Consider the following 13,003-nt stretch of genomic DNA (forward strand, 5'->3'; position numbering starts at 1 on the left):
ACAAAATTCTGCAAAACGAAGCCGAACCTGACTCTCTGCACTAGGACGCACCGCCCATGGAGAATTGGCATCTCTATTTAGCTGCCCCCAACGCCACAGACAAGTTCAAAGTTGGTTTAGCGCTTCACCCGCGCGACCGGTGGGACGCCCTTGGCCTGCGTGACTTGGACGAGGAAGTCTCCATCGTTCTCGCCGGTAAACGCTCGGATGTTGTTCGAGCAGAGAAAGCCCTGCACTTCTTTTTGACACCGTGGCATGCACCACTCGAGCATAGGCAGGACGGATTCAGCGAATGGTTCTCCCGAGAATGTGTTGATACGGCCCGCGCTCATTTCCTAGCTCTGCTGGATCACGGTGAGCGATTTAGCAGGGTTGATTTCGCCACGCTCACACGTTCGAGCCCATCAGATGCTGTTGTGAAACCGACCTCGGAAGAGAGGCGGCGGAGGAAGTTTGTGAGGATAGCCGATGCTGTGAGCCAAGCCTGCAGCGGGGTACGCCAACGGCTTCCGGAGTTTTTGTCGCACTTCATGCCACTTTTAACGCAGGCAGACGGCGTGGCTCGCCACGACAACGACTACGTCGCTTTGTGCTATCAAAACTTGTCACGGATTGATTATGCTAAGCTTCGGAGTCTTGCAAATACGGCATTTGAAGTTGATCTGGGTCTAATTGGCCCCCATTTCGGGTCTCGCTTTCTGTCTTCCGTGAGTGGCCGCTTTGAAAATGACCACGAAAATAGTGGACAAATAAGCATCTCAATCAACCTGGATGCGCCGGCATGGTTCATCGATCGAATCTTGGCGCTCTCTCACATACCTGGCATAGACTGGGATGGTATTGCGGCCTGTGAACACGATCTATCGGAGTTCATGGACAAATGCACAGCGATTTGGGACGTTATGCCCAAAGTCTCCGAAGCTCCAGCCTGACATACACGTGCCTCCGGGTAGTTGACAACTACTGCTGCCGCGGCCGGCTGGCCCGATACCACTGCTTACGGCCGATGCGTGGCGAGGACGCTTGTCGGCGTGGCTGCGGGAGGAGGTGACCGCTGCGCCAACTGGTCTACCATATCAACGGCCGCCGCGCCGGCTGCACCTCGTGCGTCCCAGCGATTGGTGTCAAGGATTCGCCTCGCTCCGGAACATCAATCCAGGCATGCATCTGAACCGTTGCCTGACGCAGGGCTCACACGAAACTCTCTCTTTGCTTTCGACCAACTGTATCCCTGAGCGGTCGTGCTGCGTTAGGATTGCAACTTCGTCAAATCTCTCATACATCTAGCTAGGACGAGCATGGCAAATCGGTCCGGAGCCCTCAACACTATTCTTGATGATTTGGCAGGGTTCGAGATTCCCCTGAATCCATACTACGATGATCCGGAGCCTCAAGGGGTCATCGATGACATCCTCTCGGGAAAGATTAATAGCTTACGCGCTTTCTTGCAGCTCCTGGGATGGTTCGAGCTCGTATCTCATCTTGAGGGGCTGACACCCTTACGGGGCAATGCCGTTCAAGCATTGGAGTTGGTCCAAAGTGTTATCGTACCGGAGGCCCGTCGATTATGTCATGGTACGGATATCGAGCCGCAACAAAGCCGTACTCAATGGTTCTGGGACTTTGTTCACCCAAGAATTAAAGCACTTGCCAAACCACGCTTCGAAGCCGGGATCTATGGTGATGCCGTTGAATCTTGTTTCAAAGAAGTCAACGATGCGGTAAAGCGGATCGTCCGTGAAGCGCACGGCAAAGAGTTGGATGGTGCCAAACTGATGACCACGGCATTCTCTCCTCAGCAGCCGCTTATCAAGCTATCAAAGCTGGCATCCGATTCTGATTGGGGACCAACGTACTTGGCCATGAGCGGAACTGCCATGGAAAAGTTCATAGCGTCACCAAATGGAGCCGCCCCACTAGCGGCTGGAGATTCTTCGATTGTGATTCTCACCTACAGCTGGGCAAGACTGTGGTACAGCGGCTCACAAACCGCATTCAGGAAAAGGGTAACGGAGAGCGGCTCTCCAACGAAGAGCTAGGGACGCTTGCTGAATCGGACTTGGGGTGATCGTCGCCGCCTCGTAGCGAAAAATTCCAGCGGCCTGGCTGGTGTCATGGAACAGCTTGCCCAAACGCTCTAGGGAAACGCTGATCAATGAGGTCGGGGAGTAGCGATGTAGGTAAGCCCGACCATAATTTGAGAGAAGAAGACCAATTCAGGCCAGTATTTGCCTCGCTTCGCACCTTTCGTGCGCACTTTGTGCGCTCAGGACGGATTGCTCCCCTGGGTAGCTAACAGCCGTTTCCTAGCGAGCGCCAGATTCGCCAGACCAAACAGGCTGAACAACTGCGCCGTGTTTTTGGCCAGGCCTTTGTACCGCACCTTGCGATGCCCGAACAGATTCTTGATGACATGGAAACGGATGCTCGACCCGCGCCCGGATCTGGGCCTTGGTCCGCTCGACCGCGATCATCAAGTCCTTGAGCGCACCATCACGCATCGCCTTGATCTTGCCGCGCTTGATGGCTACCTGCCATTTCACGGACTTGCCTTGCATCTCGTCGCGCTTCTCTACGCCCGTGTAGCCAGCATCGCCAAACGCATGGTCTTCGTGGCCATGCAGCAAGGCATGCGCCTGCGACACATCCGACTCGTTGGCCGCGGTGCCAACCACGCTGTGTACCAGGCCCGAAGCCGCATCAACGCCGAGATGGACTTTCATACCAAAGCTCCACTCGTTGCCCTTCTTGGTCTGGTGCATCTCCGGGTCGCGGCTCTTTTGCGGTCGCGCTTAGCAACGGCCTGCCGACATCCGCTCCCAAGCTCGTAATGCTTCAGCTGGTCAATTTCTCCTCATTCAGTGGCAAAGGAAGTAAGATTTCTGCGTGCTACCACGCGTCGCCGGAAGCTGTGAAGTTTCACTCGAACACCAAACGAGGACCGGCTAGCTAGCGGGGGGCTAAAATCGCGGACTTACTGCCGAACTCCACCTTTGCCTGGTATTTGATATGCTGCTGTAGTACGTCGTATGCTTCGGGAGTCTGCATAGGGCCCGCGACATATGACGTATAGTAGCTTTTTCCATCGGCAGATTGAAGTGCAACTGCATACCGCATATTGATGCCAAACACCGAATCAGAATCAGGCGTCCGTGCTGTCGCACTAATTTGCTCGCCCGGATTAAGCGTCTTGGGAAGAGAGTATGCTGAGTCCGAGTCAGACGCGAATTGACCGTCGTAAGTTCTGGTGAAACCAGACGCTGGATTGGTCACGAGGAAAGTCACCGACGGAAGCAGTGTGACTGGGGTATGGCCAGAGTTGTGTACCGTTACGGAAAACGTCGCAGGTCTCGACTTAGCATTCTCTATATAGTCGGCACGCGATAGCGTCAGGTGAGTATACAGCTTTGGACGTTCTTTCTGGAGGGAATGCAGGGCCTGATAGGTACTTAGGCCAGCCCCCCAAAGGCCTAAGGCAATTGCGACGACGGTTCCGGCTTGTTGCAAGCGATCGTTCGATTTGATAGTCACTGCTCTTTTTTTTCATCCATTCCAGATCACCGCTGGCAACACTGCCTTCCGATTCGCTCGGTCACGGACCCCGAAACGGCAGGTCACGTTCGCCCGCATGCGGTTAGGCAAAACGCGGCAAGAACGAGGTAGCAAACGCCAGCGATCTGCAAGGCGATGATGCCCGGCATGCGTTGGATCCCGGTCAAAGATAGGCGGATCCCAGAAGAAGGTCTACGCCTACTTGTGGCAGACCTGATCGCATCCCCACCAAGGAGCAACCCGCTCAAACAACCGCGACTACTCGACCCTTTACGCCATACATCGCCAGGGCCTTCTGCCGAGCTTCGCTTGCACTGTTAGCCAAAATATTCACAACCATTTTTGACCGATCGTTGGTTTTGTCGGTCAGAACAGTTACCTTGAAGTTTTTCACGTACATGCCTTATGAAGGAGATGTTTGTCTTATCGGCATGCGGCGCCAAAAGTTGCCCCCCATCGGGGGGGCACCCAGAGCAAGCCATGAAAAGGCTAATCCGCTATCACAAGAGAAGACGGGCCACAGAGCGATCCACCGTGGAAGCAGGGATCCTTGGCGCTCTCGCCCCTCGGGAAAACTCCTCCAATTGCACCGCTTTGACCGCCCGCCGCAGCCAGTCAAGCATCTCGCCCTGCCCGTCCCAGGTCTGCCCCGCGGCGTTGCGGTAGCAGACCACTGGCGGGGGGCGCCGGGGCGGGTGCGGTGGCAGATCGAAGCCCCCGCCGCTTCAGGTTGCTCCATGGTCAGCCCGTAGTCGGCCATCGCCGCGTGAATCCAGCGAATCGACGCCGCACGCTGAGTTTTTGTGCTGTCATGGCTGTCGTCATTACTGTCGCTGCCGTCGTCCCGGTTCAAGGCGGCCGTCGGTGCGCTCTGCTGTTCGTCCAGATTTTTCGCCTGGCGCCTCCTGTGGGGTCGGCGCCGGGCCGCCGGCCCTGCGCCGCCGCCGCCACCATTCTCCCTTCGCCCGGGTGGCGCCGCTCGCAATTCTGCCAGCAGCTGGCGCCCCATGGCCGCTTCGGCCTCGGCCCGTTCGGCCCGGCGCTGCGCCGCTCCCACCTGCCTGCGCCGCGACCAGCTCGTGCGCCGATTTGCGCTGCGCCTGCTCGACTCTGGCGAGCCGATCGGCGAGCGCCGGGGCCTGAGCATCGAGGCGGGCGCGGACTTCGGCCTGCGCCACAGCCGCGTCGGGGGCCTCGCCGCTGTCCACAATTCAATGCGTCGCCATCCACACATCTCGCTGCCAGCAAAGAAGCGCAACCCGAAGAGTTCCCTGTCAACGCGGAAATTTTGCCTGCTCTTAAGACAAGTAGCACGGAAGCCGCCGATCCGGGGGGTTCACGAGATAGCGAATAACGTGCATGCTCAGACTGAAAATGTACCCGGCTAGAAATGGCGATGCCTTTCTTGTCGATGCTTCAGGCTCCCACGTCCTCATCGACGCGGGCTTTGCGAGCACCTTCAACGACCACATCGCACCCCCGATTTGAGGCGGTTGGCACATGCGGGCGGCCAACTGGATCTGATCGTCTGCACCCATATTGATGCAGTCGGTTATCTCTTGGCTCCGGCCGCGGAAGCTTTTCCGGAGCGAACAACCGTCGTTTTCGTTTTCGTCTTCGTCTTCGTTGTAGGCGTGGACTTTTTCATGCTGCTTCCTAGCCCGCCAGTCCCCGTTACCATAGCTACATCAGCGCCGAATCCCTTTCCGCTCTTCAGTATTGTGACGAAATTCTTGAGCGCTTTTACATCGGCGGCCAAGCGATTTTCGTCGCGCTTGATATCCTCCGTAGCAAACTTTTTGAAGCGGGCTTGCTCGGCCGAAGTGGCTTGACGTCCATACACGGCTTTCGCGGTTTTCGCCTTTCGAGCAGTTGTCATATAGATACTCCGGATAGGCCTCCTAGCCTAGAACCAATCGGAATCCACGGCAAGCGGCGTTACCGTTTCCAGCTTCCAGCGCTTTGTCGTGTTGTGGTCACTACGATGGTCGAACGTGTACTGTTCCTCGTCCTCCGCCTCCACCGTCAGAACGAGTCCATGATGGTCATGTGGAAGGTACAGCTCGGTATTGCTTCCCTGGTCGTGTCGCCACAAGCCCACGGCTCTTGCGGGATTCCTTTCACCAAGATTCGAGCGATCGACCATCCCGGCGGATGTGATTGACAGAACTGATGAACCCGGGTCTTCCGCAAGGACCGTGGCATATCGCCCCGGCCACCGAACCGCCAACTGCGGGCCGTCCATCAACAAGGCAATGACGAGATTTGGACCAACTGATCGAACTACGGGCATCGCGGGGTCGGCACGCGCCAAGTCTTCACAAATCAAGACCGTCATACAGAGATCGTCACGTAGCGCAAGAAACGGCAGCCTCCTTTCTTTAACGGCAATATGCTCCCAAATCTTTCCTTGCGTGGCTTTGACGCCAGTGAGACCGTATCTATTAATTTGGCCCTTATCGAGAGCCCAGCGATGGTGCTTCGAGTGAGCCTTGTCGTATAAAACTCGGCCTTTCGCGGTACGTGCCTTAGGCGCGAAGACCATGGTTTTCGCCAGATTCCGGCCAGGTTGTCCATCCGAGTGTTCATTGCCCGGCTCACCAGCTACCATCGTTCCGGTAATAAGGAACTTCAAACCGGCGATTGGTTTTTTCGCGAGCAAGGCTTGGAGGTCCTCGCCCAAGGCCTCGGTCATTGCACACTCCGGAAAAAGGACACCATCAATACAATCATTACCGAATTTTGCGTTTGCCTTTTTCACCAACGGAACGATGAGTTCTTCCCTTAGCATTTCGGCCGTAACGGTTCCGCCGCCCCGCCTTTCAAGCCAAGTCGGCGCGAGCGTGAAATATGGCGCCATCCTTGCCCCACGTGTCAGCAGGCGCTCATCTCCCGACGGGATAAAGCTCTCATCATCGACCCGAAATGGGAACGGAATGATAAGCAGTCGCATTGTGTTCGTCGCGAGACCGTTATCGGGAAGGACCCACTCTGATGCCACGACTGTGCTTGGGGGCAACAAAGCAAGGTGATGGCTCATAGAACGAAGAGTACACCCCACAGTCGGCGTAAGCGCTTTCGGCAAGACGGTTGCCTTGTCAGGGGGAACCCTTTCGCAAAGTGAAATCGGCACGTGCGGCAATGTCTTCGTGGTCGGCACCGCCTTCACGCCAGATAGGAGCGACGCCGCTGCGCGTTCCGCTAGAGGCGTCCAGCTTTCATCCTTCCGAGGTACCCACCCAACGCTGACGGACGCCTCATCAGACACCATTAAGAGCTTCATCAAAGTCGAGACGACCCATGGGAAAGGTGCTGTCGACAAGTTTCTGATCTCAGTTAGAGTCGTGGCTCCGAACAGGCCAACCAGGTCCGTCCACCACTTTTGAACGAGCTCTGGACATTCGCCGGATTTACTCCATTCTTCCGCCTGCTGTGACACTTCCTCAATGTACTGATGATGCGAACTATGGTGGTTACCGAAGAGCGATGCCTCAGTGTAGCAGCCAGATAGTTCCATCAGCGTGGCAGCAACAGCGAACACGTCAGCCGGCCATTGTGGGCAACCTGCATAGCGCAGTAAGCGATCAATATGCGGGTCGCCGGTCTGCTCGCTCTCATACGGAGCCAGATGGCTACCGTCTGGCATCAGATCTTCCACGACGTCGAGGATTGAACGGCCCTCAGTTGAGATAAAACTACTTGAGGCTGCAGTCGACTTGGGCGATTCTTTTGTGGGCGCTTTGGAAGCCATAATTTATTCTATGTTCGCTTGCGATGGGTGATATGGTCCCAGACACTGTCGAAAAAAGGTCCTGTTGCAACTCAATAGTCTCAGCGGAGTCCGGACCGTCGCGTTCATGCCGGTAGCTGGATTCTGTTGACGCAGAGAGCAATATAGCATTGAACGGCGGAACACCCCGCTGCTATCGCAGCCTCAAGATAAAGAGCTCCCTTGTGACACGACATCATCCAGATTCAGCGTGAGCACCATCGCCGCGCGGCCAAGACGCCTGGCGGCCTAAACGTAGCAACTTGAAAGGGAGCGCGAGATGCCGACCTCAATAGAGGGAGATCGCTGAGTGAGACATTGGCCAAATCGCGTCGCAGCGGTGGCATTAAAACTTTGCAATTTGGCAGCACGGGTCTAAGCCGAGCGACGGCATTCAACGGATTCTGTCTTGAGCATGATTCGTTTTTCTCATCCCTCGACCAGGGGATATCGCGGATACTGGCCAGCTCATGCGACAAGCCCACAGATCGGTGGTCGCTCGTGCGACGATCGAGTCTCGCCTAAATCCGATCAACGAACGTCTATATAGCCCGCGATACATCAAACAGCATGTTGATGCTGCGATGTCCGAAGGAGTCGCCGCCCACGATGTCCAGCGTCGCAGGCTTCTGGAAAGCGAGTATGTCAAGCGACGCCAAGCCCACAGGGTTCGGTCAGATCGCTTGATGCAATTGCCAGCGGAGTTACTACACAAGTACGAATCCGGGCTCCGAACACCACTTCCTAATCCGGGTATCTCAACGACCGAAAATGACGTTATCGTGCATAGGCGCCTGCCTTTTCAGTACCTGTAGCGATGAACAGCGTTTTGACCGTCCCGAAGCGGAAGTTTGCTGGATCTCTTCTTCATGTAGTTCCCTATTCTTCCTCGACGCTGGTTCTGGTGGTTATGCCAGTGGCCACGCCAGAAATCGTGATCTAGGGTATCGGCGGTAGTTTGGAGTCCGATGGCGGAACGGTCGACCTAATCGAATCACTTCTGGCCTGCGACAACGAATGATATATCTCGCCTTCGGTGCTGACCGAGATGACAGCCGAAAAGCGACAGCCTTTTCCTCCTTGACGCAACCTGCGTCAACGAGCGTATGCGTAAGTTCTTTGAGCGCTACGATATGACTATCTTCGACTCGCTGAGAAGGCGGCTTGCAGCGCGGTTTCCGGAGCGGGAAGCGGAATGGAGGGCTAATGCCATCGAACGGCTACCTCGGCGTGAGGCTGTCCAAATTAGACAACAGCAAATGCTAGACGCAATCGACAGGGATCGTGCGAGCCTGCATCTGAACTTCGATCATTCCCAGAAATCCGCTTAGCAGGCTGCTGAAGTACTCGGCGCACGCGGCAACGTCTCGCCTGGCGCAGCTCGTATGCCTCTAATCTTTCACAATCCGGAAGCCGAGCGTCACTTCGTTGATTTTCGCCCGGCTTGCCGACCCGCTTGTCTGCCGTGCGATCGCTCTTGTAGTTCACGGTACGCTCCGCGTCCAGTTCGCGCAGGCTACGTCGCTCACTGGCCTCGGCCCGTTCCTGGGCGTGTGTCACCTGCTCGCGGGCGCGCTCCAAGCTCGATCGAGAATTGAGTTCGCAGCTCCCCCAGCTGCCGCCCGGCGGCGTCCAGTTCCGCCCGCCCCGCCTCAAGCCTAGCTTGGAGCGCCGTGGCCTGGCGCTCCGCGGCCAGGCCTGCACGGCGTCGTGCGCTTGCCCCCCCGTTTTGGTGCGCTCTCCCGAATCATCCTATTCTAATATGCGGTTGCACTACACACCTATTAGCTTCGACGATGGGGAGAAGGCGCGCCGATGACGCGCTCATCTACAAATGGTTAATTAGCATTCAGAAATTTATCGAGATTGCCGATGAAGTCTTTCATCTCAGTCTCATATTTCTGGGTAACATGTTCAAATAGCTGGCTTTGCGAGTAGAGCTTTGCTTGCTTTAGTGCGTGAAACAATCCTTTCCCATCTGGTTTGCTGACATCCCCCTTCCAACTCTCCGGCAGCTTCGAAAGTTTGCCGTGATTGTACTCGACGTAAATCTCCTTCTCGACGCTAGGGAAAGGGATAAATAATATTTCCTTTATATTCTTTGCGTATCGCTCGTTTATCTGATCGCCATCAAGAACACTAATCACCTTTTCAGCCTCGGGAAAGAACCGCTCTCTCTCGTTTCGAATCATCAAATTAACGGTATTCGACCCTCCGCCAATGTGAATTATCTTGTGAGTAAAGAAAGCATCCGGAATATGTTTTTTTATGACGTATTCCAAAAAACTCTTTAACGTCAAATCCTCAGTTAATATATAGCGGTCCCAGCCTGAAAAACCGAACAAGACGCTTCTTATATAGTTGTATGAAACGTTGCGATGATATACATTGCCTTCTGTATTTTCAACATACAAAAGCTCAGGCGGCTCTAGCATTCGCATCATTGCCAGCGAATGCGTTGTGAATACTATATTAACCTTATATTTTTCACAGAAGACCCTCAGATTATGCACAAGATGGACTTGTGCTGCAGCATCCAAAGATATATCGATCTCATCGATTACAATCAGTTTCTTTCTGTTTCGGATCTTTCGATAGAGACTGATGACGAAATATTCGCCAGAGCTAAAGTAGTCCTCCCGAATGTATCGACTGCCCTCTCTAATCAGGCAAAAATAGAATCGACCCTTTATTTCGATTTCACGCAGATCATCAAATCGTCGGCTACCATAAATGTCCGACAAAAATTCAATCAGTTCATCCGGCTTTTTGTAGTTCTCCAGAACAATATTTTGCCGTATTTCAGCATCATTGTTACTTATTGCCTGAAAATAATTGAATCGCTCGCCGTGAGGCATCGGCAATTCGACTTCAATTTCATCTCTAATTGTAGAGGGTATAACCGATTTACTATTGAGACTGCGGATATTTGAATCGTACTTGAAGACAAAAGTATGATTATCGTATCTATACGCAATCCGGCTATTTTCGGAAAAAATACTCTCGTCTGACGTTATCTTGTAGGTGTCGGAGACCCGAAGATTCCGCAGGGCTTTAACAATTGAGGTCTTTCCAACTCCGTTTCTACCTACTATGCAAAAGAGCTGATTGCCGTCAAAAGGGATCGCCAGGCAAGCACTTGCGATGTGTTGCACATTTTCGATTTGAAGAAATAGCTCCACCGCTACCCCTTTTTCGATTCTGATTTTTTTGGTTGATGGATCAATGTGTCGATGACGGTTATGCCGTATTTTCGCCTGAGCTTATCAAGATACGATTTATCGATCGTATTTGCATAATTTAAAAGACCCGACAATGTTTCATAACTGCCCTGCAAATCAGAGTTCGTTATCTCAGACAAAAGCGATTGGTTGTGCACGTACAAATGAAGCAATGTCTCAGTACGGTTTTTGATTTTTGCATCAAGCGATACTTGGCCATTCGGCAAAATCACCATCCCTAGGATTTTGATTTTTCTGCCCGTACTACTTATTTTTGTCTTTCGCTCATTCAGCTTCATTTCCGGAAACTCGTGAGCTGACAATATATCTCTTATCGCACCATCCAATTCGCAAAGCGGCTCCTTGTCGACGGATGAAATCGTGATATCGTCCGAATAACGAGTATAAATTAGATTATTACGTGCACAATAATTTGCAAGTGCATCATCGAAAGGAAGAAGTGCCACATTGCTTATGGCGGGAGAGGTCGAAAACCCAAGCGGTAGCCGCCCGTCAATCGTAACCAAATCGATTATTCTATCGATATATTCGCCGATATCCTCAACTGGAATTTGATCCACTCCTTGCAGAATACAGCGCCTCACAATATCAGCAGTAATGCTTTCGAAAAAATTCGAAATATCTGTCTGAAAGAAATGTTTGCTGTTGCAGTGTTCTCGAACGGCCGCCGCGACGTTTGTGCCTTTTCGATAAGAAAAGACGACATCTTCATTTACCGGAAGACGATTGAAGATGAAGAGGTTTAAAAAAGAATGATATTTTTTTAACACCTTATCCGGAACGTACACCAGACGCTTCTTGCCGTAGTCACTCGTAACCATCTTGCTTGATAGGCGACAATTAATGTCTCCCGTCGCGAAGTCCACGAAATCCTGCTTATTGTGGTACATCGCGTTAAACAATATTTGCAATGGTTTTTTGTTCATTTTAAATGGAATATCACCAAAAAATCGATTTCCGCTTACTACAGCGTTCGATCTTAGATATTCGGACAGCGAAATCTGGCGCAGGACCGTATGGCCACAGGGCTGAACGCATTGGAACATAGCATGATTTCGGTCCTTCGAATCGCTCGTGTAAATGGCGAAGCGATGGTGATGTCGCATAATGTCGCTCGCGAATGGAGCGCATACGAAATGGGCGACTCCTTAGGACTAAGGAATCGCCCACACGCAACTGGATGCAGACCCGCTAGAGGCCAGACATGGGACTGGAGGATACTCCTAGTCGCTGGCATGCCTGGATTATACGCCACACGCACGCCACGAGGCAACGAATCGCACGGAAGGTCTCCGCGCCTCGTAATGAGGTTTTAGGAGCACTCCCTCGTTCCCCGAACCAGAGGTAAGCCCGTCATCACCCGAATTTGAGACATCGTCTCTAAGAGACGGGTACGTCAGCCCACCAAAGTTCCGCCCTGCCTGCTTCCAGCCGGGCTTTGTTCGCGGCTTGCGCCTCCCGCTTGGCGGCCAAGTCCGCCTGATTTCCCTCTATTGCCTGACGAGCGCTGGCCTCGGCGCGCAGCGTGGCCAGTTCGCCGGTGGCTGCCTCGTTGGGGGCCGAGTCGGCCGCGATGTCCGTTAAGGCCTCCGGTAAATCGGGTGCCGCTCAACGATACGGGAGAAACGGGCCTCGCGCGGGCCGTGTGGCCCGGCGAAAATGTCGAGCAAATTTTCGGCCCGCACCGCAATAACGGCTATACTATTCATCACTTCGACGCAAAACGAAGAATAATGATGGGTAAATCCGAGTCTACCAAGAAGAAGGAGCGTCACTTGAATCTGCAAGTTGTTCAGCGTCCGATGAAGGACCAGCTTATCCAGTACATCGTGTCGCGGACGCCGGCCATCTTCTTTCAGCGCGTGGTGGAAGAAATCGAAGGTGCCCACTTTGTGGCACACCAGCACGCGAGCACTTTCGAAGATCCGGAGCGGTACCGCGTTCAACCGCAGCTGCAGCATTATCGCTCCAGCGAGGCGCTGCGCAAAGCTGCATTGGCGGCCGGGATGGAAGTCGCCGCGCCTCATACTGAACCTAAGGGCGAGCGGTTTAGCTTGGTCGCGTGCGGCGAGATTCGTTTCGGACAAATTTGCGTCCCCTTTAACAACCGCACTCCCCGACAAGCGAAGCACCGCGAGGCTATCGCAGCCGTGAATGAGCCGCTTGAGCCTGTCAATGCCGATCTGTTCGCGGGCCCGACCAAGCCGATCCCCGACGGCCTGGGCTGCCTCATCGTGGCCGTCCGTAAGCACAAGGGCGAGTCTCAGTCGGTCCCCTTTAGCGTCATGGTGGGGGTGCCCTATACCAATCTGAAGGACTGGCATCTTTTCGTCTCTGTTTCGGAGGTCATGGCTGCGTACCATCCTGCCGAACAGATCGAGGTGCCGGACTTGGCGTTCGCAACGCTGAAACGCCGCATCCGCGGCTCTGAAGGCTAAAA

The 13,003-nt window shown here is 53.9% G+C and carries 9 protein-coding genes and 3 pseudogenes; 4 read left to right on the top strand and 8 right to left on the bottom strand.

The window, feature by feature from the left end; all coding sequences use genetic code 11:
• The first annotated feature begins 56 nt into the window (after positions 1–56).
• Positions 57–932 (top strand): hypothetical protein, encoded by an 876-nt coding sequence (locus tag ACEI37_RS03430; protein ID WP_373377337.1) that lies wholly within the window; start codon positions 57–59, stop codon positions 930–932.
• 366 nt (positions 933–1,298) lie between these two features.
• Positions 1,299–2,039 carry a TIGR02391 family protein gene (locus tag ACEI37_RS03435; protein ID WP_373377338.1) on the top strand — a complete coding sequence of 247 codons (741 nt, stop codon included), beginning with the start codon at positions 1,299–1,301 and terminating at the stop codon, positions 2,037–2,039.
• Between the two features lie 227 nt (positions 2,040–2,266).
• On the opposite strand, the pseudogene ACEI37_RS03440 reads toward ACEI37_RS03435, so the two are convergent.
• The 3 genes and pseudogenes from ACEI37_RS03440 to ACEI37_RS03450 all read right to left on the bottom strand — a co-directional run.
• Positions 2,267–2,780: pseudogene (locus ACEI37_RS03440) on the bottom strand (IS5 family transposase); the annotation flags it as partial.
• A gap of 1,016 nt (positions 2,781–3,796) precedes the next feature.
• The gene (locus tag ACEI37_RS03445) at positions 3,797–3,946 is read right to left on the bottom strand and encodes a hypothetical protein (protein ID WP_373377339.1); all 150 of its coding nucleotides are present in this window, start codon (positions 3,944–3,946) and stop codon (positions 3,797–3,799) included.
• 106 nt (positions 3,947–4,052) lie between these two features.
• Positions 4,053–4,312 (bottom strand): annotated as a pseudogene (locus ACEI37_RS03450) (H-NS histone family protein).
• Between the two features lie 247 nt (positions 4,313–4,559).
• On the opposite strand from ACEI37_RS03450, the gene ACEI37_RS03455 reads away from it, so the two are divergent.
• Entirely contained in the window at positions 4,560–4,940 is a 381-nt protein-coding gene (locus tag ACEI37_RS03455; protein WP_373377340.1) for a hypothetical protein, read from the top strand.
• A gap of 164 nt (positions 4,941–5,104) precedes the next feature.
• Here ACEI37_RS03455 and ACEI37_RS03460 read toward each other — a convergent pair whose 3' ends face one another.
• From ACEI37_RS03460 to ACEI37_RS03480, 5 genes and pseudogenes are all read right to left on the bottom strand, one after another.
• Positions 5,105–5,431: a hypothetical protein gene (locus tag ACEI37_RS03460; RefSeq protein WP_373377341.1), complete on the bottom strand. Its 327-nt coding sequence runs from the start codon at positions 5,429–5,431 to the stop codon at positions 5,105–5,107.
• A gap of 27 nt (positions 5,432–5,458) precedes the next feature.
• The gene (locus ACEI37_RS03465; protein ID WP_373377342.1) at positions 5,459–7,303 is read right to left on the bottom strand and encodes a hypothetical protein; all 1,845 of its coding nucleotides are present in this window, start codon (positions 7,301–7,303) and stop codon (positions 5,459–5,461) included.
• A gap of 1,475 nt (positions 7,304–8,778) precedes the next feature.
• Positions 8,779–9,026: pseudogene (locus tag ACEI37_RS03470) on the bottom strand (KfrA protein); the annotation flags it as partial.
• A 133-nt stretch (positions 9,027–9,159) separates the two neighbouring features.
• Complete coding sequence (locus ACEI37_RS03475) at positions 9,160–10,503, bottom strand: AAA family ATPase (protein WP_373377343.1); 1,344 nt, start codon at positions 10,501–10,503, stop codon at positions 9,160–9,162.
• Between the two features lie 2 nt (positions 10,504–10,505).
• Positions 10,506–11,609, bottom strand: coding sequence for a reverse transcriptase domain-containing protein (locus ACEI37_RS03480; RefSeq protein ID WP_373377344.1), 1,104 nt, complete (start codon positions 11,607–11,609; stop codon positions 10,506–10,508).
• A 555-nt stretch (positions 11,610–12,164) separates the two neighbouring features.
• Here ACEI37_RS03480 and ACEI37_RS03485 point away from each other — a divergent pair.
• Positions 12,165–13,001, top strand: a complete 837-nt coding sequence (locus ACEI37_RS03485; protein WP_373377345.1) for a hypothetical protein — start codon at positions 12,165–12,167, stop codon at positions 12,999–13,001.
• The last annotated feature ends 2 nt before the right edge of the window (positions 13,002–13,003 follow it).

Origin of the sequence: Cupriavidus nantongensis, from assembly GCF_041726985.1 — a bacterium.
Lineage (GTDB): Bacteria > Pseudomonadota > Gammaproteobacteria > Burkholderiales > Burkholderiaceae > Cupriavidus > Cupriavidus nantongensis_A.

Coding starts and splice junctions, on each gene's coding strand:
- ACEI37_RS03430 (WP_373377337.1), top strand. CDS start 57: ATGGAGAATTGGCATCTCTATTTAGCTGCCCCCAACGCCACAGACAAG.
- ACEI37_RS03435 (WP_373377338.1), top strand. CDS start 1,299: ATGGCAAATCGGTCCGGAGCCCTCAACACTATTCTTGATGATTTGGCA.
- ACEI37_RS03455 (WP_373377340.1), top strand. CDS start 4,560: ATGGCCGCTTCGGCCTCGGCCCGTTCGGCCCGGCGCTGCGCCGCTCCC.
- ACEI37_RS03460 (WP_373377341.1), bottom strand. CDS start 5,431: ATGACAACTGCTCGAAAGGCGAAAACCGCGAAAGCCGTGTATGGACGT.
- ACEI37_RS03465 (WP_373377342.1), bottom strand. CDS start 7,303: ATGGCTTCCAAAGCGCCCACAAAAGAATCGCCCAAGTCGACTGCAGCC.
- ACEI37_RS03480 (WP_373377344.1), bottom strand. CDS start 11,609: ATGTTCCAATGCGTTCAGCCCTGTGGCCATACGGTCCTGCGCCAGATT.